The sequence below is a fragment of the Streptomyces sp. KR80 genome (genome assembly GCF_052245555.1).
Taxonomy (GTDB): domain Bacteria; phylum Actinomycetota; class Actinomycetes; order Streptomycetales; family Streptomycetaceae; genus Streptomyces.
Genome location: NZ_JBQQCD010000001.1, coordinates 456,055 through 480,810 on the forward strand (window position 1 = coordinate 456,055; position 24,756 = coordinate 480,810).

Annotated in this window: 16 protein-coding genes, 2 tRNA genes and 5 pseudogenes; 11 read left to right on the forward strand and 12 right to left on the reverse strand. The window is 68.9% G+C overall.

The features are described from left to right. Nucleotides 1-567 precede the first annotated feature (567 nt). Nucleotides 568-834 (forward strand): peptidoglycan-binding domain-containing protein, encoded by a 267-nt coding sequence (locus tag ACTWQI_RS02090; protein ID WP_443266797.1) that lies wholly within the window; start codon nucleotides 568-570, stop codon nucleotides 832-834. Between the two features lie 1,406 nt (nucleotides 835-2,240). Here the strand turns inward: ACTWQI_RS02090 and ACTWQI_RS02095 are convergent. The 3 genes from ACTWQI_RS02095 to ACTWQI_RS02105 all read right to left on the reverse strand — a co-directional run bounded on the left by ACTWQI_RS02095 (nucleotide 2,241) and on the right by ACTWQI_RS02105 (nucleotide 4,959). Continuing rightward, a complete protein-coding gene (locus ACTWQI_RS02095; protein ID WP_443266798.1) occupies nucleotides 2,241-2,579 on the reverse strand; it encodes a hypothetical protein in 339 nt (112 codons plus the stop codon). Nucleotides 2,580-2,630: 51 nt separating this feature from the next. Next, nucleotides 2,631-4,454: an AMP-dependent synthetase/ligase gene (locus ACTWQI_RS02100; protein ID WP_443266800.1), complete on the reverse strand. Its 1,824-nt coding sequence runs from the start codon at nucleotides 4,452-4,454 to the stop codon at nucleotides 2,631-2,633. Between the two features lie 262 nt (nucleotides 4,455-4,716). Continuing rightward, a complete protein-coding gene (locus ACTWQI_RS02105; protein WP_443266802.1) occupies nucleotides 4,717-4,959 on the reverse strand; it encodes a hypothetical protein in 243 nt (80 codons plus the stop codon). Nucleotides 4,960-5,027: 68 nt separating this feature from the next. Here ACTWQI_RS02105 and ACTWQI_RS02110 point away from each other — a divergent pair, with 68 nt between their 5' ends. The 4 genes and pseudogenes from ACTWQI_RS02110 to ACTWQI_RS02125 all read left to right on the forward strand — a co-directional run bounded on the left by ACTWQI_RS02110 (nucleotide 5,028) and on the right by ACTWQI_RS02125 (nucleotide 9,227). After that, a complete protein-coding gene (locus tag ACTWQI_RS02110) occupies nucleotides 5,028-5,213 on the forward strand; it encodes a hypothetical protein (protein WP_443266803.1) in 186 nt (61 codons plus the stop codon). Nucleotides 5,214-5,410: 197 nt separating this feature from the next. Next, complete coding sequence (locus ACTWQI_RS02115; protein WP_443266805.1) at nucleotides 5,411-6,790, forward strand: FG-GAP and VCBS repeat-containing protein; 1,380 nt, start codon at nucleotides 5,411-5,413, stop codon at nucleotides 6,788-6,790. 71 nt (nucleotides 6,791-6,861) lie between these two features. Next, the gene (locus ACTWQI_RS02120) at nucleotides 6,862-8,310 is read left to right on the forward strand and encodes an FG-GAP-like repeat-containing protein (RefSeq protein WP_443266807.1); all 1,449 of its coding nucleotides are present in this window, start codon (nucleotides 6,862-6,864) and stop codon (nucleotides 8,308-8,310) included. 256 nt (nucleotides 8,311-8,566) lie between these two features. Beyond that, nucleotides 8,567-9,227: pseudogene (locus ACTWQI_RS02125) on the forward strand (HAD family hydrolase). 85 nt (nucleotides 9,228-9,312) lie between these two features. On the opposite strand, the pseudogene ACTWQI_RS02130 reads toward ACTWQI_RS02125, so the two are convergent. Both ACTWQI_RS02130 and ACTWQI_RS02135 read right to left on the reverse strand, forming a co-directional pair. Next, nucleotides 9,313-9,479, reverse strand: a pseudogene (locus ACTWQI_RS02130) (transposase); the annotation flags it as partial. An 11-nt stretch (nucleotides 9,480-9,490) separates the two neighbouring features. Further along, nucleotides 9,491-9,964: a YxiG-like protein gene (locus tag ACTWQI_RS02135; protein WP_443266808.1), complete on the reverse strand. Its 474-nt coding sequence runs from the start codon at nucleotides 9,962-9,964 to the stop codon at nucleotides 9,491-9,493. Between the two features lie 69 nt (nucleotides 9,965-10,033). Between ACTWQI_RS02135 and ACTWQI_RS02140 the strand changes: the two genes are divergently transcribed. Further along, nucleotides 10,034-10,762: a maleylpyruvate isomerase family mycothiol-dependent enzyme gene (locus tag ACTWQI_RS02140; RefSeq protein WP_443266810.1), complete on the forward strand. Its 729-nt coding sequence runs from the start codon at nucleotides 10,034-10,036 to the stop codon at nucleotides 10,760-10,762. Between the two features lie 27 nt (nucleotides 10,763-10,789). On the opposite strand, the pseudogene ACTWQI_RS02145 reads toward ACTWQI_RS02140, so the two are convergent. Then, nucleotides 10,790-11,071 (reverse strand): annotated as a pseudogene (locus tag ACTWQI_RS02145) (IS5/IS1182 family transposase); the annotation flags it as partial. Between the two features lie 288 nt (nucleotides 11,072-11,359). Here ACTWQI_RS02145 and ACTWQI_RS02150 point away from each other — a divergent pair. Next, nucleotides 11,360-12,648, forward strand: a pseudogene (locus ACTWQI_RS02150) (IS110 family transposase). A gap of 43 nt (nucleotides 12,649-12,691) precedes the next feature. Here the strand turns inward: ACTWQI_RS02150 and ACTWQI_RS02155 are convergent. The 3 genes and pseudogenes from ACTWQI_RS02155 to ACTWQI_RS02165 form a co-directional block, all read right to left on the reverse strand. Further along, nucleotides 12,692-13,316 (reverse strand): annotated as a pseudogene (locus ACTWQI_RS02155) (IS5 family transposase); the annotation flags it as partial. 615 nt (nucleotides 13,317-13,931) lie between these two features. Beyond that, nucleotides 13,932-14,008 (reverse strand) — tRNA-Ile (locus ACTWQI_RS02160). Nucleotides 14,009-14,195: 187 nt separating this feature from the next. After that, nucleotides 14,196-14,268 (reverse strand) — tRNA-Asn (locus ACTWQI_RS02165). Between the two features lie 158 nt (nucleotides 14,269-14,426). Between ACTWQI_RS02165 and ACTWQI_RS02170 the strand changes: the two genes are divergently transcribed. The 4 genes from ACTWQI_RS02170 to ACTWQI_RS02185 all read left to right on the forward strand — a co-directional run bounded on the left by ACTWQI_RS02170 (nucleotide 14,427) and on the right by ACTWQI_RS02185 (nucleotide 20,178). Beyond that, complete coding sequence (locus ACTWQI_RS02170) at nucleotides 14,427-14,726, forward strand: YtxH domain-containing protein (RefSeq protein WP_443266811.1); 300 nt, start codon at nucleotides 14,427-14,429, stop codon at nucleotides 14,724-14,726. Between the two features lie 112 nt (nucleotides 14,727-14,838). Beyond that, entirely contained in the window at nucleotides 14,839-16,323 is a 1,485-nt protein-coding gene (locus ACTWQI_RS02175) for an FGGY family carbohydrate kinase (RefSeq protein WP_443266814.1), read from the forward strand. Nucleotides 16,324-16,427: 104 nt separating this feature from the next. After that, nucleotides 16,428-18,161, forward strand: a complete 1,734-nt coding sequence (locus ACTWQI_RS02180) for an ABC transporter ATP-binding protein (protein WP_443266816.1) — start codon at nucleotides 16,428-16,430, stop codon at nucleotides 18,159-18,161. A gap of 112 nt (nucleotides 18,162-18,273) precedes the next feature. Next, a complete protein-coding gene (locus ACTWQI_RS02185) occupies nucleotides 18,274-20,178 on the forward strand; it encodes an ABC transporter ATP-binding protein (protein ID WP_443267165.1) in 1,905 nt (634 codons plus the stop codon). A gap of 18 nt (nucleotides 20,179-20,196) precedes the next feature. Here ACTWQI_RS02185 and ACTWQI_RS02190 read toward each other — a convergent pair whose 3' ends face one another. The 3 genes from ACTWQI_RS02190 to ACTWQI_RS02200 all read right to left on the reverse strand — a co-directional run bounded on the left by ACTWQI_RS02190 (nucleotide 20,197) and on the right by ACTWQI_RS02200 (nucleotide 24,707). Further along, complete coding sequence (locus ACTWQI_RS02190) at nucleotides 20,197-21,477, reverse strand: RNA polymerase sigma factor (RefSeq protein ID WP_443266819.1); 1,281 nt, start codon at nucleotides 21,475-21,477, stop codon at nucleotides 20,197-20,199. 180 nt (nucleotides 21,478-21,657) lie between these two features. Beyond that, nucleotides 21,658-23,610 (reverse strand): DNA primase, encoded by a 1,953-nt coding sequence (dnaG, locus tag ACTWQI_RS02195; RefSeq protein WP_443266821.1) that lies wholly within the window; start codon nucleotides 23,608-23,610, stop codon nucleotides 21,658-21,660. A 104-nt stretch (nucleotides 23,611-23,714) separates the two neighbouring features. Further along, nucleotides 23,715-24,707, reverse strand: coding sequence for a pyridoxal-phosphate dependent enzyme (locus ACTWQI_RS02200; RefSeq protein ID WP_443266823.1), 993 nt, complete (start codon nucleotides 24,705-24,707; stop codon nucleotides 23,715-23,717). Nucleotides 24,708-24,756: the final 49 nt, after the last annotated feature.

Consider the following 24,756-nt stretch of genomic DNA (forward strand, 5'->3'; position numbering starts at 1 on the left):
TGGCGGCTGGCTGAGCAGGCCGGTCACGCCCGCGACGTAGTGTGCGCGGACCGCCTGTCGGGCGAGGCGGCAGCCGCCCGGTCACCACTTACGCCCCCGTCGTTGTACTCATGTGCACGTGTCGCCCGCCGCCGGCATCACCGATGATGACGACCAAAAGGCCGGCCGGGTCCGGGTTTTCTGCACGTCGCTGTCCATCGGATCCTCCGGGCTCTCCATCGATCCTCCACTCTGTCGGCCGAGCAGGATGCAGCGACAACCTTCCTCAGACAACCGCCAATCGCATGAACTCACCGAGCCGCAAGGTCGTGAACATGCAGGCAATGGTGGATACGCCTAACATACAAGCATGAACACAGAAGGCGCATATTACACTGTCAAGACGGGCGACACGCTCTACAAGCTGGCCCAAAGATACAGGACCACGGTCGAACAGCTTCAGGCGTGGAACAACATCCCGACCCGAACAAGATCTTGGTTGGGCAACGACTGATCGTCACGAGCTCCCGGAATGGCTTCGAAGCACTAGACCGAGCACTTGAGCAAAGTATGTAGAGGAGGCTCTCTATGGTTAGTCAAGTCTGCAACCATACCAAGTCCCGTCCATCGGTCAAGCGTGGCTCGTCAGGAGTAGCGGTAAGACAGGCACAGTGCTATCTGAACAATTCGCTAACGGGCAAAGACCTCGTCGAGGATGGAGACTTCGGGCCGGTCACCGAGGCTGCGACACGGAGATTCCAGGGATGCGCCGATATCACGGTCGACGGCATCATCGGAGCCCAGACATGGTCACATCTAACTTTCTGGGCCAACAGCTCGGATTTTGTCTGCTGAGCGTATCCGCCGCCTGTGCCGGATGGCCTCACCGCCGTCTCTGTGTCACCCACGGCGTGGCACGGGCAAGGACCGGCAGAGTCGGCCACCTGAACAGCACCGCCGTCCGCCTCCTCCAATGGCTACTCGTGCCTGACCGCACGCGGGCACGAACTACTCGAGCTCACCGACGCGTTGCTGTGTGCAGACGGGTCTGTACGGACTCCGGTCGACGCTGCTGGCTGACCATCGCCGTGGTCACGGGCCCCTCTACGGCGGGCTCAACCGGGGCGGTGTCGATGCGTACCAGGGTGCGGAAGGTGCTGTCCGCGCTGCCGTTGCCGCGTTTGCCTGTTGGGCGGATCGTGCTGGCCGTGGACGTTTCCCCGTAGCTCCGCTCGACACTCGGCTTGCAGCCTGCTCGGGCCGCGCGGACACTGGTGATAGAGCACGCGCGCGTGTGGACCCGCACCTGTCCCCCCTTCGGGGAGAATTCCATGTCCACAGACTGCGACTGGCCACCTTCAATGTCGAGAATCTCTTCGCTCGGTGGCGTTTCAAGGACGGTGCCGACCCCTCCGAAGCCAATACCCGGGGATGGGTGGTGGATGAGACCCGCTTCCAGGAATTGGGCGTCGATAGCAGAGCCATCACAGGGGGCGACCGTCCGAGACCTCGAACGTGGTTGGGGCAGCTGCCGGAGGCTCCGGTTCTCGGCGAATGTGCAGCTCATCATCGATGCGGAACCAGGCTCGTGGTGGCTGCGGGCCGCCCGGTGCCGGGCACTACCGCGAACGCGCAGGCCTGGTGGGCTTCCGGCCTGGCCGAGCAGAGCCAGGGCGCGACGGTGCTCGGCGACGGTGCCTACATCAACACCGCCGGGGGGCTTGGGGTCTCCGTTGCCGGAGTTTCTGGCGCGGTAGGGGTTCCTGTGCTCATGACGGGGTTCCCCGGTGTCTCGGGTGCCTCCGGCGGCGCCTCGCGCAGCCGCAGGGCGCGCTTACGGCATGTGCCGTCCAGCAGACGGTGAGTGCCGCGTCGGCAACCCTGTTCGCCAGTTGCGGGGCGCCCCCCACCCCGATGCCCTTGAGCGAGTCGATCAAGGTGCAGGGATGGGTCCCGTCCCCCTTGGAGTCCCCGCATGCGGTCAGCAGCGCCAGGGCTGTCAGGAGCGCCGCTGTTCGGGCGTCCCATCTCGCATCTGCCCCTGGGGCACGCGTCTCTATCTCGATCATGTCCCGTTCATGCTCGCACAGGGCGGTGGTGCTGGCAGTCGCTCGGGCCGGTCCTTTAAGCGGGACATCCGCCATGCCGGAGAAGCATCCAGAGGACTGGGAGAACGCCACTGTGACGTTCGCCGGCATCGACAGGACGGCGGCCCTGGAATCTTGCCTTCCCGGCCGGAGCCGGGAAGGCAACGCCGTCTGTCAGCGCGGTTGCCGGGTTGCCAGCCAGAGGCAGATGCTGGGCGGCACGGCACCGGCCAGTCCCGCGATCAGTGCCACCGTCCCGATTGGCTCGCTGAGGGTGGGCAGCACGCTACTCCTCTCACCATCAGGGCCCCGTGCAGTGACTTCGCACCCCTCCTCAGTCATGCTGATGCTTTCGCCCAGCCCGTAACCGCTGTCAAAACACTCCTTGGTCGCGACGACATCGGCGCCGAGCCACAGCAGGGCGGCCACTGCGGCGAGCAGAAGCGCGCCGGTCAGGCCCGCTCTGCGCAGGACGCGGTTCCGGCCGACGACCTGAAGGTCGTGTGCGGTCATGGGTCGTCTTCCTCCAAGGCCGAATGCCAGGGGTTGGTACGCAGTCTTCCGTCACTTGCCGTACAAGTCGTCGATCTCCTGGGCGTAGGCCTCCACGATCGCCCGGCGCTTGAGCTTGCGCGAGGGGGTGATCAGGCCCTCGTCCTCGGTGAACGGCGTGGGCAGGATGCGGAAGGTACGGATCGACTCCGCCTTCGATACCCGGGTGTTGGCGGCAGTCACCGCCCTGCGGACCTCGGCTTCCAGATCAGGGTCCCGCACCAGGTCCTCCGGATCGAGCGGCCGCTTGCCGCGCAGGCGGAGCCAGTGTGCCGTGGCTTCCAGATCCAAGGTCACTAGGGCGGCCACATACGGCCGGTCGTTCCCGACGACGATGCAGTGCTCGACCAGCGGGTGATCCCGCACCCGCTCCTCCAGGAGCGCGGGAGAGAGGTTCTTGCCACTGCTGGTGACGATGATCTCCTTCTTGCGGCCGGTGATGGTGAGATAGCCGTCCTCGTCGAGGGAGCCCAGGTCGCCTGTCGCGAGCCAGCCGTCCTGAAGCGCCTCTGCCGTGCCGTCCGGGTCGCCCAGGTAGCCCGAGAAGACCGTCCCGCCGCGCAGCATGATCTCGCCCTCTTCGGTGATACGGACCGTGGTGCCGGGGACGGGATGGCCCACGGTGCCGAAGCGGACCCTCCCCGGGGGGTTGGCGGTCGCCGCCGCGGTGGACTCCGTAAGGCCGTAGCCCTCGTAGATCGTCACCCCGGCTCCGTCGAAGAACAGTCCGAGCCGCCGACCCATCGTCGAGCCACCGCTCACCGCGTTCTGCACCTTGCCGCCCATCGCCTCACGGACCTTGCCGTAGACGAACGCGTCGAAGAACTTGTGCTGCATGCGCAGCACGGGCGTGGGCCCGGGGCCTGTGCCGAACGACCGCCGCTCGCGCGCCTCCGCGTACCGCACGGCGACGTCCACGGCCTTGTCGAACGCCCCTGCATTTCCCGCCTCTTCGGCCTTTCTGCGGGCGGCGTTGAAGACCTTCTCGAAGACATACGGGACAGCGAGCACGAACGTCGGGCGGAAGGCGGCGAGGTCCGGCAGCAGTGCCTCTGCCGACAGATCGGGCTGATGGCCCAGGCGTCCCCGGGCCCGGATCGCCGCGACCTCGACCATGCGGCCGAAGACATGGGCGAGCGGCAGGAAGAGCAGGGTTGACGGCTGTTCGCTGTTCGAGGGCTCGAAGATCGGGCGCCAGCGGGCGATGAGGTTGTCGCACTCCGTCATGAAGTTGGAATGGGTCAGCACGCACCCTCTGGGGCGGCCGGTGGTGCCGGAGGTGTAGATCACGGTGGCGACGGCCCCGGGAGTGACCGCGAGCCGGTGACGGTGGACTACGCCGTCATCCAACTGCTCTCCGTCCACCGCCAGCTTCTCGACCGCGCCGGAGTCCAGCTGCCATACCCGGGTCAGGGCGGGCAGCCGGTCGATCACCGAGCCGAGCGTCATCGCATGGTCCTCGTACTCCACCACGCACCCCACAGCGCCGGTGTCGTGCAGGATCCAGCCAAGCTGCTCGGCGGACGACGTCGGATAGACCGGGACCGGCTGGGCACCGATCGACCAGAGCGCGAAGTCGAACAGCGTCCACTCGTAGCGGGTACGGGACATGATGGCCACCCGGTCGCCGAAGCGGATGCCCTGCGCAAGCAGCCCCTTGGCCGTGGCCATCACCTGATCGCGGAACTCGGCAGCGGTGACGTCCCGCCACGCGCCGTCCACCTTGCGCCCGAGCTGCACCCGGTCCGGCGCCTCCATGGCGTTCTCGAAGACGGCGTCGGCAAGGCCGCCGACATGAGGGGCTGTTGCCAGGGCCGGCACAGTGAACTCACGCACGCATGATCCTTGGGGCTGGGAGAGTGCGGGCGTAAGGTACCCATTCCTTCCGGCGTCAGGAGACGGCGCGATCCGCGGCGGAGAAAACGGGAAAAACAGAGAAATGTTCAGGTCAGGGGCCTGACCTGGTGGAGCGACACTCCTCGGACGTCATCGTCCGTGCCACAGCGTTGCTGCCGTCGCCACTACCTTCACGAAACCTCCCCGTTGCCCACGCCGTCCGGTGAGCGGCCGGGGCACCTGCCAGGCCCTGCCCTGGCGCCTACCTGGATGCCGTCGAGCATGTGGATATCTCGTTCCGGACGGGGGCCGCCGGGGGGCCTTCGCGCCGGCCACTCAACCGCTGATCGTCACCGCCGCACGGCGGGGGCATCGTTGGGTCGAGGAACAGATCCCACAGCGCCCACACCATCGAGTCGAGCAGGTCCGGTGAGTCCTCCGTCTGCCCCTGGCCGACGAACGTGGTCATCTCCTCCAGCTCGGCGAACACCCGAGCCGCCCCCATGTGGTGTATTCGGGCCTGCTCGTACAGCTGCGCCGGCGGAGCAGCCCGCGCCCTCTACCCCGTGTCGCATGAACGATCCGCCAGTTCACCGTCGGATCCACCTGCTGCAGCAGCGCCGGCAGGTAGTCGCCGCCATTGCTCGCCTCGATGACCACGCAGTCCGGTCGGTGCTCGTGGTACAGCTGCGCGGCGCGCTGCATGGCCTGCGTCGGCGTGTGCCTTCCCTGCTCGCAGTGATGTCCGCGTTCTCGTGACTCATCACGGGCTGGTTCCCTCACTCGGGGTTTCTCAATAGCTCCGTACAACCCTCAGGCCCCTCCAGCGGTCTTCCGTACGCCGCACGCCCAGCCACCCCGAGGCCAAGTCCCGGCTGATCGGGGCGAACGCGGGCGGAACCCTCATCGGTCAGGGGCGCCCCGGCGCGCCCGCACAGGCAGCAGGAGTCTCCCGCATGCACCAGCACGTCCGTCTCGCCCTGGCGACAGCCTCCGCGGCCACGCTGACGACCGGTCTGCTCGCCCTCACCCCGGCCCCGGCCTCCGCCGCGGTGGCCAAGCACTACGACGACTTCAACGGCGACGGGTACCGGGACATCGCGTACGGCAACGCCCTCAGCGGCATCTCGGGCGCGGACGGCTGGTCCGGCGGCGCCGTCACGATCACCTACGGCAGTGCCCGCGGCCTCGACGCCTCACACACCCAGGTGATCCACCAGGACAGCCCTGGTGTCCCCGGCGCGGGGGAGGAGGACGACATGTTCGGCGAGAGCCTGGCCGGCGCCGACCTGAACAAGGACGGCTACGCGGACCTCGTCGTCGGCAACCCCATGGAGCACGTGGGCGATGACGAGTACCGCGGCTCGGTGACTGTTGTCTGGGGCTCGGCGTCCGGGCTCTCCGGGGGCACCAACCTCACGCCGAAGAGCGGCGCGTACGGCCACTTCGGCAGCGACGTGGCGACCGGCGACTTTACCGGCGACGGTTCTCCCGACGTGGCGGTCATCGGCGGCAGCGAGGCCTGGCTGTACCGGGGCGGGTTCACCAAGTCCGGCACCACGGGGAGCATCAGCAAGATCGACAAGACGGACGCCGGCTGGTACTCGTCCGGCCTGGCCGCAGGCAAGGTCAACGGCGACGGCAAGACGGACCTGGTGGTCCTCGGCACACAGGCATCCGGCACCGACTGGAACGTCCGCGCCTGGTTCCTCAAGGGCACCTCCACCGGCCTTTCCTCGGGCGCCTCCAAGACCCTCGGCGCCGGGCAGGGCGGCCTCGGCCCGAACGCCACCATCGGCGACTTCGACAAGGACGGCTACGGCGACATCGCCATCGGCGAGCCCGACGAGAGCAGCGGCAAGGGCGCGGTGAACATCTGGTACGGCACCTCCACCGGCCCCAGCAGCACCCGCTCGGCGAAGTTCACCCAGGCCAGCACCGGTGTCTCAGGTACGCCCGAGGCCGACGACAACTTCGCCTACGACGTGTCGGCCGCTGACTCAGGCGGCGACGGCTATGCGGACCTCGTGGTCGGCGTCCCACAGGAGGACGTGAACGGCCTGGAGGACCAGGGCGGCATTCACGTCTTCCGCGGCAGCTCCGGGGGTCTCTCCGGCTCCCGCTCCTCCTGGATCCCGCAGTCCGTCACCGGCAGCTCCGAGGAGTACGAGTCCTTCGGCTACAGCCTCCGCTTGCGCGACACCAACGCCGACGGCAGGGCGGACCTCGCCGTCGCCGCGTCCTCCGGCGGGCGCGTCCTGCCCGGCTCGTCCACCGGTCCGACGGCCACCGGCTCCTACGAACTGCCCGAGCTGGGCGGCACTTTCCTCGACTGACCGCGGCCCCCTACCCCTGCTCCCGGCCACTGGCACGATGCCCGTGGCCGGGGCCTCAAGGAGCACACCCCATGCGCATCGGCACCACGGCCACCCTGGCTGCACTCCTGATGGCGGGCCTGACCCCGCTCCCCCTGACCACCCCCGCCTCGGCGGCGCCCGCCAAGCACTACGACGACTTCAACGGCGACGGCTACCGGGACCTGGTAGTCGGTGCCCCCGACGCCACCATCTCCGGCAGGGCGGAAGCGGGCGCCGTCGTAGTCCTCTACGGCACCGCGTCCGGCCCCGGCACCTCCAAGAAGCAGCTGATTTCCCAGGCCACCTCGGGAGTCGAGGGCGCGGCGGAGTCGTACGACCGGTTCGGCCAGTCCGTGGCATCCGCCGACCTCGACGCGGACGGCTACGCCGACCTGCTCATCGCCGCCCCCTACGAGGACGTCACCGACGCGAAGAACCGCGGCAGCGTCACCGTGCTGTGGGGCAGCGCCCAGGGCCTGAGGAGCAGCGCGATCCTGCCCACCCCGGGCCCCTCCTACGGCAGCGGGGGCTGCATTTTCGGTGTCGGCCTGGCCGCGATAAACCCCAAGGCCTCACCCTCCGCCGCCCGGGTGTCCGTGGCGGGCTGGTGCGCGACGCGGCGGCTCACCGGACCTTTCACCCGCACCGGCAAGCCCGCCGACAACGTCCTGGAGATGAACACCCCCTCCGCCGACGACACCGTGCTGGGCGACCTGAACGGCGACGGCTGGGCCGACGACGTCGACATCACCGTGGGGCTCTCCGACCACCCCGACGGAGCTGTCTACATCAACCCCAACAGCTCTTCCCACGAGAGCCTCCCGACTGACGGCGACAACGCCACCGTCGGAGACCTCAACGGCGACGGCTACGGAGACCTGGTCATCGGCGACCCCTCCGACACAGAGATCGACGGAACACCGCGCCCCGGCACCGGTCACAAAGGCGGGCAGATCGCGGTCTGGCTCGGCAACCCGAGCGGCATCGACCGGACCGGCACCCCAATCCTCATCCACCAGGACACCCCCGGGGTCCCGGGCGCGGCCGAGGCCTACGACTCATTCGGCAGCGACGTGAGCGTGGCGGACGTCAACGGCGACGGCTACGGGGACATCGCGGTCGGCGTCCCCGGCGAGACGCTCGGCTCCGCGCGCCACGCGGGCAGCGTCATCCTGATTCCCGGCGGCGCGAGCGGCCCCACCGGCGCGGGCTCCCGTGCTGTCACGCAGAACACGACGGGCGTACCTGGCACGGCGGAAAGGGAGGACCACTTCGGAGCCACCGTGCGGCTCACCGACCTCACCAAGAACGGCAGGCCCGAACTCGTCGTCGGCGCGCCCGGGGAGAACGCGCCAGGGGACAGCGACGACTCGGGCGGCATCTGGGTCCTCAAGGGCACCACCACGGGCCCGACCACGACAGGTTCGTACAACGTGATGGCACCGGAGGTGGGCCTGTCCGGCCGATACGTCAACTGGTCGTCGACCCAGTCCTCCTGAGCTCTTCTTGCGCTCCGGGATCTCTTACAACGGCTAACAGAATGAGATCGGTTGGTGCTGGTGGCCGTGTCCACTCGGCAAGTTGTGCGTTGTCCGGCCCGTGGGGGCATCGCCATGGATCGTGTCGGATGAGCTATGGGAGCAGGTCGAGCCGTCCACGGAGCGGTGCGAACAGCTCACGATGCAAACCCGGCAAAATCGACGTCAGCCATGGGCAGTTCGGAGCCTGCTCTGCCACGCCTCTACGCTGCTGATCATGACACAGAGCCCTGTTCAACTGGTGATCTTCGACTGTGACGGCGTGCTGGTGGACAGCGAGAGGATATGCGTCAAAGTAGACGCGGTGATCACGGCTGACCTCGGGTGCACATTCACCGAGGACGAGATCATCGAGCGGTTCGTGGGCTCGTCCACCGAGGTCTACACCACTGCCGTGGAGGAACGGCTCGGGCGGCGCCTGGAGAAGGACTGGCAGCAGCAATACGAGCATCTGTATCAGGCGGCCTTCGAGGCCGAACTGACTGCTGTCGACGGCATCACAGAGGCTCTGAATAGCCTCACCACAGCCGTCTGTGTCGCATCGAACGGTGATCACGTCGGCATCAGACGAAAGCCTGGAGATCGTTGCGTTGACCGACCCTTTCGAGGGGCGCATCTTCAGCGCAGCCGACGTTCCTCGAGGCAAGCCTGCACCCGACCTCTTCCTGCACGCTGCCCGCTCAATGGGCGTGGAGCCCGGGCGGTGCGCGGTGATCGAGGACAGCGCATACGGAGTTCAGGCAGCTCGCGCCGCCGGCATGCGGGCCTTCGGCTACTGCGGCGGTCTCACACCAGCCCCGCGGCTGGAGGGACCATGCACCGTCGTGTTCGACGACATGCGCGATCTGCCTGACCTGCTGGCGACCGCTCCCCACTGAGCCTGCACAGCGCCTCGTCCGGGACCACCGAGAGAACATGTCCATCTCGCATAAAAGGTGCAGGTCAGAGCAGGCCTTACAACGCCTAACACGATGAGTTGATCTGTCGGAGGGTGATTAGGCAGCAGTCGAGGCGTAGGAAGGCTTCGCGGATGTCGGCTCGTCTCTCCCAGCGGATACGGAGCGTTTGAATCCGTGGAGCCAGGCGAAGGTCCGCTCGATCACCCACCGGTAGGTGCCCAAGCCCGTGCCGCCATGATCGCTCAGTCCGTGACGAACGGGGCGTATCCGATCGGAACCTCGCTCACCTGAAGGTCGGAGAAGATCAGGGTGAGCCGGTGCGCGTTGGTTTCGATGAGCACTTCGTGGAAGTCGATCCCGACTTCGTGCGACCAGCTGCGGGTCGCATCCGACTCGGGGAGAAGCTTCGCGCCTGGGTACAGGCAGTGCCATTTAACTCCCCAGACGTATCCGTCGAGGTCGACACCGGTCTCGTGGTCGATGAGACGGTCATCCAAGGAGACCCGCCAGGTCTCGGCCGACACCGATGTCTCGCAGCGGGCCTCGACGCAGTACCGGAAGAGATGTCGCAGGTAGGCCGGCTCGACGCCGGTGTGCGGGTCGGCGGTTGCATAGACGATGACCTCGTAGTCGCGCATGTAGCTGGCGTATCCGTGGTGCACAATGGCTTGATCGAGAGTCTCGTCCAGCATCTGTTCAAGTACTGCGACATCCATGTCGCCGTTCTACCTCACGCGCCAGACCCTCCGGCCGATCTTGTCAGAGCTGACTGCTAGAACGTGATGGTGACTCAGACCCCTTCCTTCGAGAGACTCCTGTCCCTGATCGAGGACCGCTCCGCCGCGCTGCGCAAGGCCAGCGCCGTGGCGCCCGAACTCGATATACGTGTTCCCAGCTGCCCGGACTGGTCGTTGCAGGACCTGATTGTGCACCTCACCGAGGTGCAGCACTTCTGGGCCGCTGCTGTGGCGGCCGGGTCAAGCGAGCAGCCGCCCACGGTGGCCGAGCCCCCGACAGACCTCCTCGCGGCGACCGAGGCACTGGTCGCCGCGCTGCGCAAGTCCGGTCCCGAGTCGCGGTGCTGGACCTGGTGGGGCGCCTCCGAGGCGCCCATGACGGCCGGCGCGGTGGCCCGCCATCAGGTTCAGGAGGCCGCTGTCCACGCCGTCGACGCCCAGCTGGCCGTTGGCAGCACGCAGCCGGTCCCCACCGCAATCGCACTGGACGGCATCGCCGAGTTCATCAGCGTGGTCCATGGCTCCAGCGGCGCCTGGCCCCACGATCCCGCCCGGATCAGCCTGCACACCACCGAGGGACCGTCCTGGCTGCTCGACCTCACTCCCACCGGCGTCCGTCTGCTTGATGGCGGCTCGTCAACAGCCAGCGAACGCCTGCACGGCCCGGCGAGCGACCTGCTCCTCACCCTCTACGGCCGCCTCCCGCTGGACCACCTGGCTACCGAGGGCGTCCGCACCGTGCTGCAGCGGTTCCTCGACTGGCCGCCGCTGGACTGAGCCGATGGAGGCTGCTTGCCCGGGCGATCATGTGCGAAGCCAGATGACCAAGGCCGCAGCGGTGGCGCTGCCGAGGAAGACGTAGCCGCGTTTGTCGTAGCGAGTGGCCACAGCCCGGGCCTGCTTGAGCTTGTTGATCGCTCGTTCGACGGTGTTGCGCTTCTTGTACCGCTCCGCATCGAAGCCGGGTGGCCGTCCGCCCCGTGAGCCCTTGCGCAGGCGGGCGGCTTGGCTGTCGGTCTTCTCCAGGATGGTGTGCCGGATGCCCCGGCGGCGCAGGTACTCGCGGCATGGGCCGTTGCTGTAGGCCTAATAGGCATCGAGGGTTGGTCGTTGGGCCGCCTCTGGCAGGGGCCGGACGGGACGTCTGGTCTGTATGCAGCGCCTGGAGTGCTTCGACAAGAGGGACGCGGCTGCGGCCCCTGCCGCTTGGTGCTCGGTCGCCGTACCGTGCCGTGGTTCGAGCCATTCCCAGGGACACCTCTCGGTTAGCCGGAGCCATCGAGTTCTTCACAAGAGCGAGGCCCCTGGGCATAGCTGGGGCCATGGATGGCTGATGGGGTGGTGCGCCCACGAGCGCTTCTATTAGGTCGCCGCATGGTCCCTCCCCGGCTCCACGCCCACGGACAGCGAAGCCTCGAGGGGGATCGCACTTTGCACGTGACCTGCGGAATCGACTGGGCCGAGGATCACCACGACGTTGCGGTGGTCGACTCCGACGCCGGGCTGCTCGGCAAGCTGAGAATCAGCGACGACGCGGCGGGCTTCCAGGACCTGTTGCGGCTGCTTGCAGAGCACGGTGACAGCCCGGACGATCCGATCCCGATCGCCATCGAGACCTCCCGTGGACTCCTGGTGTCCTGCCTGCGGGCCTGCGGACGCCGGGTCTACGCGATCAACCCGATGGCCGTCGCCCGGTACCGCGACCGGCACGTCGTCTCGCGCAAGAAGTCCGACCACCAGGAGGCGGTCGTCCTGGCGAACATCCTGCGGACCGACGCCGAGCTGCACCGGCCGCTGCCCGGTGACTCCGACCTGGTCAAGGCGATCGCCGTGCTCGCGCGGGCCCAGCAGGACGCGGTCTGGGACCGCACCCGCGCCCACAACCGGCTCCGATCGCACCTGCGCGAGTACGACCCGGCGATCCTCGAGGCGTTCGTCGGCAAGCGCGAGCGGCTGCTGTCCCGGGAGGCCCGCGCGATCCTGGCGATCGCTCCCACGCCGTCCGCCGCCACCCGGCTCACCCGCAGCCGGCTCAAGACCGCCGTCTTGCGAGCCTGACGCCAGCGCCGCGTCGACGCCGAGACCGACAGGCTGCTTGAGGTATTCCGCCGAAACTGGCTTCGTCAGCCTGACCTGGTCGAGACTGCCATGGGACACCAGACGCTTGCCCTTCTCGCCCAGCTCGACGTGTCCTGCCGCGCCTGCGACGATCTCGCGCGCGAGACCGAGCACTTGTTCCTCCAGCATCCCGACGCAGAGATCATCACGAGCTTGCCCGGTCTGGCCGCGCTCACCGGTGCGCGGGTACTGGCGGAGATCGGGGATGACCGCACCCGCTTCGGCCAGGCCCGGGACCTGAAGGCCTACGCCGGAAGTGCCCCGGTGACGCGGGAGTCCGGCAAGAGCCGCCGCGTGGCCCACCGCCGGATCAAGAACAGCCGCCTGGCCGCGACCGGTCGGCACTGGGCGTTCTCTGCGCTGACTGCCTCACCAGGAGCCCATGCCCACTACAACCGCCGGCGGGACGTCGGCGACCGTTACCACGCAGCCCTCCGCCACCTGTTCAACCGCATGCTCGGCCAGTCCATCACTGCCTGATCAGCCGCCAGAAATTTGATGAAGCGATCGCCTTCGGTCAACCGCCACTTGCGGCAGCTGCTTGACTAAATAGCTGCATGGGATGTCTTGTCTGCGGCGAGGCTGTCCGGGCTTCCTGCGCGGCCTGCCCAGACCCATGCGCGGGACCCGGATCTTCTCCAATACCGCCTCGAACTGGGTGCAGTCCGCCCGCTGCCCGCCGGTGACGACCAGGGACAGCGGGCGGCAGCGGCCGTCGGCGCTCAGGTGGAGCTTGCTGGTCAACCCGCCGCGCGAGCGGCCCAGGCCCTCACCTCCCGCACCACTTCCACCAGGCGGGCGTGCAGACTCTGCCACGGCGTTTCGGCCTGATGTTCTGCCGCTTCGGCCCCCTTGCCGGAGTCGGCGGCGGAGCGGTGCGGGCGCCGACGGCGTGCTGGTGCGCGCGCACGATGGTGGAGTCCACCGCGATGTCCCAGTCGATCTCGCCCGCTGCGTCGGCCGCCGCTTGGACCTGCTGCAGCAGACGTTCCCAGGTGCCGTCAGCGGACCACAATCGGTGGCGTTCGTAGACCGTCTTCCACGACCCGAACCGCTCGGGCAAGTCCCGCCACTGCACCCCGGTCCGCACACGGTGCAAGATCCCGTCGATCACCTGCCGGTGATCCCGCCACCGGCCACAACGCCCATTACTGACCGGCAGGAACGGCCGCAGTCGCTCCCACTCGGCATCCGTCAGATCACCCCGCCCTATACCCGCATCAACGATCCAGGTAGGAAGCAGTCACATGATCGACCGGACAGGTCCCAGTCGCTGTACTCGAGGTCAGGCTTGGTACCGGACAACGAGGAGAAGTGACCGGCCTGGTTCACATCCGGGTCGGGCGGCGGCGATCTCTCACCTACCGCCGGAGCCGAGTACTGGCTGGCGGGTTCATGGGGCTCAGCCACTTTCGCTGCTAGCGGACAACGACATCAAGGTGGTCGAGGAACGGCTTGGACACTCGTCGCGCCAGATCACCTCCGACACCTGCACGAGCGTGCTCCCGGAGCTGATGCGCAGCGAGGCGGAGTCGACACTGTCAGTAGTGCCCCGCGCACCCCGACGCGAGCCCGAAGAGGGCCGGGAGGCGGCACAGCCGCGAGACGCCGGGGGCGCCCTCACGGAGGGCGGAGATGTGGCCGACCGGGACGATGGCTCGTCCCCCGGCGAGGCCCATCCCAGGGCCGCATGACAGCCCGTCCCCCGCTCGTCCCCCGGACGGCTCTTTGATCTTGATTTCGATTGACAGAAGGGCCGCCACGGTGTCCGTGGCGGCCCTTTCCATTGCGCTTTCCGCAGTTCAGAACGTTTTTGCCGGGTGAGCAGTGGTGGGGCGGGTGGGACTCGAACCCACGGCCGACGGATTATGAGTCCGCTGCTCTAACCGGCTGAGCTACCGCCCCGTTTCGGCGCGCCGCGCACATCTGTGCGCGCCGTCTGCCGCAGCATAGCTGCTCATAGGATCTGCCGCCCGGGTGGGCTGCAGCGTCCTCACCTGGAGGACATCGATCACGCGACCCGCGGTTCCCGGGTTCGTGACGATCATTGCCTGCCATGAAAAAAGGCCCCGCAGCCGGGGCCTCTCATGAGCTCCCCCGACTGGACTCGAACCAGTAACCTGCCGGTTAACAGCCGGCTGCTCTGCCAATTGAGCTACAGGGGACTGCTCCGCTCGGACCCGCCCGGCCCGTTCTCCGGGGGCGGCCCCTCGCTGCGAGCAATACATTAGCGCATGCCAGGGGGTGCTCCGAAATCGGTATTCGCCGCAGCACCACCGGGCAGGACATGCGCCCACGACGCATTGAGTGAAGGGTGGAAGCCATGCGGTACCGGTTCACGTTCATCTTCGGTCTGGCCGTCGGTTACGTGCTGGGAGCGCGGGCCGGGCGGGAGCGGTACGAGCAGCTCGTCAAGAGTGCGCGGCAGCTATCCGAGAACCCGGCGGTGCGCAACGCCGCCGAAGCCGCGGCGACGAACAGCCGCTCGGTCGCCGCCAAGGCGGCCGACAAGGTCACCGCGACCGTGGGCCACCGCCTGCCGGAGTCGGTCTCGGCCCGCGTCCGGTCGTTCCGTGATCACTACCCGCCGGCCGAGGACGACTGGGGCACGAGCAACACATGATCAGCACCACCGTGACGTCTCGCCGGCACCGCCACTGCCTGCGGCGCGGCCGCCCCCGCACTGCCCGACCGGATGACCGCCGCGACCGAGCGGTACGGCATCATCTGTCGCCATGGGGATAGTCGCCGGGCTGGACAGCTCGTCCGAGTACACACGCATCGTCGTCTGCGACACCGACACCGGTGCCGTGCTCAGGCAGGGGTACGCCCCGCATCCCGTCGAGAGCGGTGAAGCCCCCGCCGGCAAGCGCACCGAGATCGATCCGCAGGCCTGGCTCATGTCCCTCGGCGACGCCGCTACCGGTGGGTTGCTCGAGGGTGTGCAGGCCATCGGCGTCTCCGCTCAGGAGCAGGGGCTGCTCGCGCTCGACGCCGAGGGTGCACTCGTACGGCCCGCCCTGCTCGGCAACGACAAGCGCGCCCAGTCCTCGGCCGCCGACCTCATCGACGCGCTCGGCGGACGTACGGCCTGGGCCGAGGCCGTCGGGACCGTGCCCTCCGCCGCGCACCCCGTGGCCAAACTGCGCTGGCTGGCCCGGAACGAACCCGAGTCGGCCCAGCGCACCGCGGCCGTGCTCCAGCCCCACGACTGGCTGGTCTGGCAGCTGCTCGGGCGGCCCGCCCGGCGGACCACCGACCGGGGCGGCGCCTCGTCCACCGGCTACTGGTCGGCGGCCACCGGCGCGTACCGCCCGGATCTCGTCGAGCTGGCGCTGGGCCGCCAGGTCGGACTGCCCGACGTGCTCGGACCGGCCGAGCCCGCGGGGACCACCCCCGAGGGCCTGCTGATCTCCGCCGGGACCGGAGAGACGATGGCCGCGTCCTTCGGGCTCGGGGTCGGGCTGGGCGACGCGGTGGTGTCGCTCGGCGCGTCCGGGTCGATCTTCGCCGTGCACCACGAGGCCCTGGCCGACTCCACCGGCACCATCACCTGCTTCGCCGACGCGACCGGCATGCACCTGCCCGTGGTGCAGGTGCTCAACGCGGTACGCCCGCTGCGCGGGGCCGCCGAGCTGCTGAGCACCGACCTCGAGGGGCTGTCGGCCCTCGCACTCAAGTCGACCCCCGGCTCGTACGGGCTGGTCATGCTGCCGTACCTGGAGGGCGAGCGGACCCCGCGCCTGCCGCACACCGCAGGCACCCTCGCCGGCCTGCGGCGCGAGAGCATGAAGCCGGAGCATCTGGCGCGTGCGGCGTTCGAGGGCATGCTGTGCGGGCTGGCGGACGCCCTCGACGTACTGCGTGGGCGCGGGGTCTCCGTTGGGGGTCCCCCCGGCGCAGCCAGGGGGAGGGTGTTCCTGCTGGGCGCGGCCGCCGAGCTGCCCGCCATACAGGCCATGGCCCCGGCTCTCTTCGGGGCTCAGGTGATCGTCCCGCAGGCGGCGGACTACGCGGCGCTGGGTGCGGCGCGGCAGGCGGCGTGGGCCCTCGGCGTCGCCCAGGGCGCGCTGTCGCCGCAGCAGCCCCCACTGTGGCAGGGGCCGGCGGCCCAAGTGCTCGACCCCGGCGAGGACCTGGCGGTGGGTCAGGCCGTACGGCAGCAGTACACGGCGGTCCGCGAGCAGACGCATCCGGGCGCGTTCAACCCGGGCGGATAGCTCGGAGGGGTGGGGAAATGGTTTGACCTCAACCGGAGTTGAGGCAGCAGGGTGGTCCCCTGACCGCGTGCCCGACGAACGTCACGATCGAAGCGAGACTCCCTGTGCTCATCCGGCTCCTGCGCTCCCGTCTGGGCCCCTACAGACGATCCATAGCCTGGCTCCTGCTCCTCCAGTTCCTGCAGACGGCCGCCACGCTCTACCTGCCCACGCTCAACGCCGACATCATCGACAACGGTGTGGTGCAGGGGGACGCCGGCTACATCCTGCGGTTCGGCGGCGTCATGATCGCCATCAGCGTGCTCCAAGTGGCCGGCAACGTCGGGGCCGTGTACTTCGGGGCGCGGACAGCCGCTGCGCTCGGCCGGGATGTGCGGGCGGCCGTCTTCGAGCGGGTGCAGAGCTTCTCGGCGCGCGAGGTGGGGACGTTCGGGGCGCCGTCGCTGATCACCCGTACCACCAATGACGTCCAGCAGGTGCAGATGCTGGCCTTGATGGCGTTCACGCTGCTGGCCTCGGCGCCGATCATGTGCGTGGGCGGGATCGTCATGGCGCTGGGACTGGATGTTCCGCTGTCGGCGGTGCTGCTCGCGGTGGTTCCGGTGCTCGGCGTCGCGGTCTCGCTGATCGTACGGCGGATGCGCCCGCTGTTCCGCTCCATGCAGGAACGGCTGGACACGGTGAACCGGGTGCTGCGGGAGCAGATCACCGGCAATCGCGTCATCCGTGCCTTCGTCAGGGACGGTTACGAGCAGGAGCGCTTCGGGAAGGCCAACACCGAGCTCACGGATGTGTCGCTGGCCACCGGGCGGCTGATGGCGCTGATGTTCCCGACCGTGATGACGGTGGTGAATCTTTCCAGCATCGCCGTGGTCTGGTTCGGCGGACTCCGAATCGACAGCGGGGGCATGGAGATCGGTGCCCTGACCGCGTTCCTCGCGTATCTGATGCAGATCGTGATGGCCGTGATGATGGCCACCTTCATGTTCATGATGGTGCCGCGCGCCGAGGTGTGCGCCGAGCGCATCCAGGAGGTGCTGGACACCGAGTCGAGCGTCGTGCCGCCGGCCCGGCCGACGACCCGGCTCGCCCGGCACGGACATCTGGAGATCCGCGGCGCCGACTTCCGCTATCCGGGCGCGGAGGTGCCGGTACTGCACGGCGTCGACCTGGTCGCCCGGCCGGGCGAGACGACGGCCGTCATCGGGTCCACGGGCAGCGGGAAGTCCACGCTGCTGGGGCTCGTCCCGCGGCTGTTCGACGTGACGGGCGGCGAGGTGCTGGTCGACGGGGAGGACGTCCGTGACCTGGATCCCGTCCTGCTGGCGAGAACGGTGGGGCTGGTGCCGCAGAAGCCGTATCTCTTCTCCGGCACGGTCGCGACGAATCTGCGGTACGGGCGGCCCGATGCGACGGACGAGGAACTGTGGCACGCCCTCGAGGTGGCGCAGGCCGACGACTTCGTCTCGCAGCTGGAGGGCGGACTGAACGCGCCGATCGCTCAGGGCGGCACCAACGTCTCGGGCGGGCAGCGGCAACGGCTCGCCATCGCCCGCACGTTGGTCCAGCGCCCGGAGATTTATCTCTTCGACGACTCCTTCTCCGCGCTGGACTACGCGACGGACGCGGCGCTGCGGACCGCGCTGGCGCGCGAGACGGCGGAGGCGACCGTGGTGATCGTCGCCCAGCGGGTGTCCACCATCCGCGATGCCGACCGGATCCTGGTCCTCGACGAGGGCCGGGGCGTCGGGACGGGCAGCCACCACGAGCTCATGACGGGCAACGAGACCTACCGGGAGATCGTGCTCTCCCAGCTGACCGAGGCGGAGGCCGCGTGAGCGACGCGCGCGAGGTCGCCGGGCTGCAGACGAACACGATGCCCGCGCCTCTGCGCCGAGCGGGCGGAGAAGCGAGCAAGGAGGCACTGTGAGCGGGGGACCCCTGGCGCGCATGGTGGGCGGAGGGCCCGTTCAGCGCTCGATGGACTTCAAGGGCTCCGGCAGGCGGCTGCTGGCGCAGTTCGCACCGGAGCGGCGGACGTTGTACGCGATGCTGGCCGGCGGGGTGTGCAGCGTCGCGCTCTCCGTGGCCGGGCCGAAGATCCTGGGCGAGGCCACCGACCTGGTGTTCGCGGGGATCGTCGGCCGACAGCTGCCCGAAGGTCTCACCAAGGAGCAGGCCATCCAGGGCCTGCGGGACAAGGGCGACCACGGTGTCGCCGACATGCTCTCGGGCACCGACTTCACCCCCGGCCACGGCATCGACTTCGGCGCGGTGGGCGCCGTACTGCTGGCCGCGCTCGCCACCTTCGTGATCGCCGGGCTGCTGATGCTGGTGGCGACCCAGCTCGCCAACCGGGCCATCAACCGCACCGTGTTCCGGATGCGCGAGCAGATACAGGCGAAGCTGTCGCGGCTGCCGCTGTCGTACTTCGACCGCCAGAAGCGCGGCGAGGTGCTCAGCCGGGCCACGAACGACATCGACAACATCGGGCAGACCCTGCAGCAGACGATGGGACAGCTCACCAACTCGGTGCTGACCATCGTGGGTGTCCTGGTGATGATGTTCTGGATCTCGCCCCTGCTGGCACTGGTCGCCCTGACGACCGTGCCGCTGTCGGCGGTGGTGGCGACCCGGGTCGGCAAGCGGGCGCAGCCCCACTTCGTGCAGCAGTGGGGGACCACCGGCAAGCTGAACGCACACGTCGAGGAGATGTACACCGGCCATACGCTGGTGAAGGTCTTCGGGCGGCAGGGGGAGTCGGCTGCCGTCTTCCGGGAGCAGAACGAAGCGCTCTACCGGGCGGGCTTCAGAGCCCAGTTCATCAGCGGGATCATGCAGCCGCTGCTGATGTTCATCAGCAATCTCAACTACATCCTGGTGGCGGTCGTCGGCGGGCTCCGGGTGGCCTCAGGCGCCCTGTCGATCGGCGATGTGCAGGCCTTCATCCAGTACTCGCGGCAGTTCTCCATGCCGCTCACGCAGGTCGCGTCGATGGCGAACCTCGTGCAGTCGGGCGTCGCGTCCGCCGAGCGCGTCTTCGAACTGCTGGACGCCGAGGAGCAGTCTCCCGAGCCGTCCGCTCCGCAGCGGCCGACGGCGCGGCACGGCCATGTGGCGTTCGAGAAGGTGTCCTTCCGCTACGACCCTGACAAGCCGCTGATCGAGGATCTGTCGCTCTCGGTGGAGCCGGGCCAGACAGTCGCCATCGTCGGACCCACCGGCGCCGGCAAGACGACGCTGGTCAATCTGCTGATGCGGTTCTACGAAGTCGGGGGTGGCCGGATCACTCTCGACGGCGTGGACGCGGCGGCGATGTCGCGGGAGGAGCTGCGCTCCGGAATCGGCATGGTGCTGCAGGACACCTGGCTGTTCGGTGGCACGATCGCGGAGAACATCGCGTACGGCGCAGCACGCGAGATGAGCCGCGAGGAGGTCGAGGAGGCGGCCCGCGCCGCGCACGCGGACCGCTTCATCCGCACCCTGCCGGACGGCTACGACACGGTGATCGACGACGAGGGCACGGGGGTGAGCGCGGGCGAGAAACAGCTGATCACCATTGCGCGGGCGTTCCTGGCGGATCCGGTGATCCTGGTGCTGGACGAGGCGACCAGCTCGGTGGACACCCGCACCGAAGTGCTGATCCAGAAGGCGATGCTGCGGCTGGCCCACGGCCGTACGAGCTTCGTCATCGCCCACCGGCTGTCCACGATCCGCGACGCGGACGTGATTCTGGTGATGGAGCACGGGTCCATCGTGGAGCAGGGCACGCACGAGGAGCTGCTCGCGTCCGGGGGTGCGTACGCGCGGCTGTACGCGGCCCAGTTCGCGCAGGCCGTGGCGCAGGTGGACTAGTTCTGACGGGGAGTCGGCTCAGTCGAGGTAGCCGCGCAGCTGGTCTGCGAAGGCGTGGTCGCGCAGCTTGTTGAGCGTCTTGGACTCGATCTGCCGTATCCGCTCGCGGGTCACGCCGAAGATCCGGCCGATCTCCTCGAGGGTGCGAGGACGGCCGTCGACCAGCCCGTAGCGCAGCTGCACGACCTTGCGCTCGCGCTCGCCGAGCGTGGACAGCACCGCCTCCAAGTGCTCGCGCAGCAGCAGGAACGCGGCCGATTCGACGGGGGACGCGGCGTCGCCGTCCTCGATCAGGTCGCCGAGGGCCACGTCCTCCTCCTCGCCGACCGGCGCGTGCAGCGACACCGGCTCCTGGGCGAGGCGCAGCACTTCACTGACGCGCTCCTGGGTGAGTTCGAGGTGGGCGGCGACCTCGTCGGGGGTCGGTTCGTAGCCGCGCTCCTGGAGCATTCGGCGCTGGACGCGGACGACCCGGTTGATCAGCTCGACGACGTGGACGGGGACGCGGATCGTACGGGCCTGGTCGGCGAGCGCCCGGGACATGGCCTGCCGGATCCACCAGGTCGCGTACGTGGAGAACTTGTAGCCCCGCGCGTAGTCGAACTTCTCCACGGCCCGGATCAGGCCGAGGTTGCCCTCCTGGACGAGGTCGAGCATGGTCAGCCCGCGGCCGATGTAGCGCTTGGCGACGGACACGACCAGCCGGAGATTGGCCTCTATGAGGCGGCGCTTGGCCATCCGGCCGAGAACCACCAGCTTGTCGAGGTCGACGGCGAGTTGGGAGTCGAGGTCGGGGGTGCTGCTCAGCTTCTCCTCGGCGAAGAGTCCGGCCTCGACGCGACGGGCGAGCTCGACCTCCTCGGCTGCGGAGAGCAGGGGGATCCGGCCGATCTCGCGCAGGTACTGGCGGAAGAGGTCGGAGGAGGGGCCACCGGACTCGGGCTGCGGAAGCCGCCGCACATCCGCCTCGATCTCCGGTTCGGGCCGCTCGGGCCGCACGGCCTCGGGCCGGGCCGCGTCCGGCAGCGGCGGATCCAGCAGGGGTGGATCGGGCAGCGGTGGATCGACGCTCTCGGGATGGTGCGGGGCGAAGGTCTGGGGCGGCACCTTGGTGACCGCGCCGGTGAGGGTCTGGGTCTGCACGGGGGCGACCTCCAGAATCATCGCTGCCGGATCGAGGGCGTGCGGCAGCGGAACGGCTGCGGCCGCGCCGCGGTCCGTCCCGTACATCGCATACGGATCCGCTGCGGACTCCGGCTCCCATCGACCGGATCCACGGCGCTCCGAGGACTCAGGCACCGCTCAACAGTGTGGGGTACGACACATGCCCGCCACGAGAGGTCTGCGTCCACTTTCTGAGAAGAGCGTGACCGCACGCGTCCGGGCGACTACGCGGCGCGGGGGCGGCCGACGGCGAACGTCCGACGAAACGCGACGAAGAGCCGGACCAGGGCGCCGCGGTGGCCGCGGTGGCTGCGGTCAGAGGGCCTCGGCGCCGCGGTCGCGGAGGGACTGGCCGTACTGCTGGAGGACCCAGAGTTCGTTCTGCACGGCTGCCAGGTGTTCGGCGTCCGCGTTCGGGCCGAGGCGCTGCAGCGTGCCCCGGATGTCGGTGATGCGCTGATTGACGGCGGCGAGGCGTACGGCCACCAGCTGCGTGCCCGCGTACAGCTCGTCGGCCTCTCTGCGGGTGTGCAGCGGCTCGACGGCGAGCTCGGTGACGAGGGCACGCGCCGAGTCGTCGGGCGCCGCCTCGCGCACGCGCGTCAGGAAGTCGCCGTCCGCGGCGGCCGTTCCCCCGGCCTCCTCGACGGCTTGTCGCACCAGGGCATACGGCGGGGCGGTGAACTCGTCCACGCCGAAGGCGTCGAAGGCCGGGGACACCAACTCCGGCCGCTGGAGCGCGAGTTTGAGCAGTTCGCGCTCGACGCGGTGGGCGGGGCTGCGGAGATTGAGGGCGGGACCGCGGCGCGCCGGCGGCGCGCCAGCAGACAAGCCCCCGCCCCGCGCAGGGCTCGCGGGCGGCTCGCCCCCCGGCCCCGGTCCGACTCTCGTGACTCCGCTGCCCGTCCCAGCGGACGCACCCCGCTGGCGCCGCTCCCGCTCCCAGCGGGCCAGCCGACTGATTCGCTGGACCACGAACTGATTGTCGGTCACATAGCCGAGCAGCCCGGAAAGCATGATGGCGTACTTGTGCCGGATGGACTCATCCTTGATACGCGCAACGATCGGAGCGGCCTCCTCCAAGGCCGCTGCCTGTCCCTCGGGCGAGTCGCTGTCGTGTCGGTCGACAACGGAGCGGATGGCGAATTCGAAGAGCGGCGTACTGCTCTCGACGAGCTGTTCCATCGCCTCGTCGCCCTGCGCCAGACGGAGCTCACAAGGGTCCATTCCGCCGGGACTGACAGCGATGGCGGTGTGTGCCGCGAACTTCTGATCGTCCTCAAAGGCCCGCAGGGCGGCTCGCTGCCCGGCGGCATCACCGTCGAAGGTGAAAATCACCTTCGCGCGGGAGTTGTCCATGAGCAGCCGCCGCAGGATCTTGACGTGGTCGCCGCCGAAGGCGGTCCCGCAGGTGGCGATGGCGGTGGTGACCCCTGCGAGGTGACACGCCATCACATCGGTGTATCCCTCGACGACGACGGCCCGGCTGGTCTTGGCGATGTCCTTCTTGGCGAGGTCGATGCCGTAGAGGACGTGCGACTTCTTGTAGAGCGGGGTCTCGGGCGTGTTGAGGTACTTGGGGCCGTTGTCGTCGTCCCGGAGTTTGCGGGCGCCGAAGCCGACGATCTCGCCGGTGATGTCCCGGATGGGCCACATCAGGCGGCCCCGGAAGCGGTCGATGGGGCCGCGGCGGCCGTCCTGGGCGAGCCCGGAGAGGATCATTTCCTTGTCGCTGAAGCCACGGCCGCGCAGGAACCGAACGAGGTGGTCCCAGCCGGCCGGGGAGTAGCCGACGCCGAAGTGCTGGGCGGCAGACTGGTCGAAGCCGCGGTCGTCGAGGAATGTCCGGCCGATCTCCGCCTCGGCGCCGTCCAGCTGCTCGCTATAGAACTGCGCGGCAATCTTGTGGGCCTCGACCAGCCGGATCCGCTCACCCTGCTGACGGCCCGGGGTGTAGCCGCCCTCCTCGTAGCGGAGGGTGATGCCCGCCTGAGCGGCGAGGCGCTCGACGGCCTCGGAGAAGGAGAGGTGGTCGACCTTCATCACGAAGTCGAGGGTGTCGCCGCCCTGTTGGCAACCGAAGCAGTAGAAGAGTCCCTTACTGGGACTCACCTGGAAGGAAGGCGACTTTTCATCATGAAAGGGGCAAAGGCCCTTGAGGTTGCCACCTCCGGCGTTGCGCAACTGGAGGTACTCGGATACGACGGCGTCGATCGGGATCGCGTCCCGGACCGCCTTCACATCGTCATCGTTGATCCTGCCAGCCACGCGTGAATTCTACGGTGCAGGTCGGACAGCCCGGTCGGCCGCGCGGCACGCGTCACCGACGGGCGGCCGGCGGGGAGCGGCGAGCGACAGGCGACCGCCGGGGCTCAGCCCGCCATCACCTCCAGGAACCGTGGAACAGCGATGTTGCCCCCGGAGATCACCACGCCGATGCGGGCCGGGAGCACCTCGCTCCTGCCTGTGACTCCGGCGGGGAGCCCGCCGGCCAGAAGCGCCGCGAGACCCGTCGCGCCGCTGGGCTCGGTCACGATCTTCAGCCGCTCGAAGGCCAGCTTCATCGCGGCCCGGATCTCGTCGTCACTGACGAGCAGCACGTCGTCGAGCAACCTCTGGTTGATCGAGAAGGTCAGCTCCCCCGGTGTGTCCAGCGCCTGCCCGTCGGCGATGGTCCGCGGCACCGGAATCGACACCCGGTGTCCGGCCTCCAGCGATCGCTTGGTGTCGTCGCTCGCCTCCGGCTCGACCCCGATCATGCGGATGCCGGGGTTCAGCGCGGTCGCGGCCGTGCCGGAGCCGGCGATCAGCCCGCCGCCGCCGACGGGGACGAGCAGCGCGTCGAGGTGACCGACCTCCTCGATCAGCTCCAGCGCGGCCGTTCCCTGCCCGGCGATGATGTGCGGGTGTTCGTACGGCGGGATGAGCGCGAGGCCCCGCTCGGCGGCCAGCCGGTCGCCGATGGCGGTGCGGTCTTCGGTGTAGCGGTCGTACGTGACGATCTCCGCGCCGTACCCGGCCGTGGCCCTCAGCTTCGACTCGGGGGCGTCCTCGGGCATGAGGATGACCGCGCTGCTGCCGAGCTCCCGTGCGGCGAGCGCGACCGCCTGGGCGTGGTTCCCGGACGAGTACGCCACCACGCCGCGGCTCAGCTGTTCGGGCGACAGCCGCGAGACCGCGTTGTAGGCACCGCGGAACTTGAAGGCGCCGATGCGCTGGAAGTTCTCGCACTTGAGGAAGACCTCCGCGCCCACGAGCCCGTCGACCGTCCGGGACCGCAGCACCGGAGTGCGGTGCGCCACGCCCTTGAGGCGGGCGGCCGCATCCCGGATGTCGTCCAGGGTGACCGGACCGGTGCTGCTCATCTCGGTGTTCCTCCTTTGCAGGCCGACGTGCGCGGAGGGGCGCCCCCGG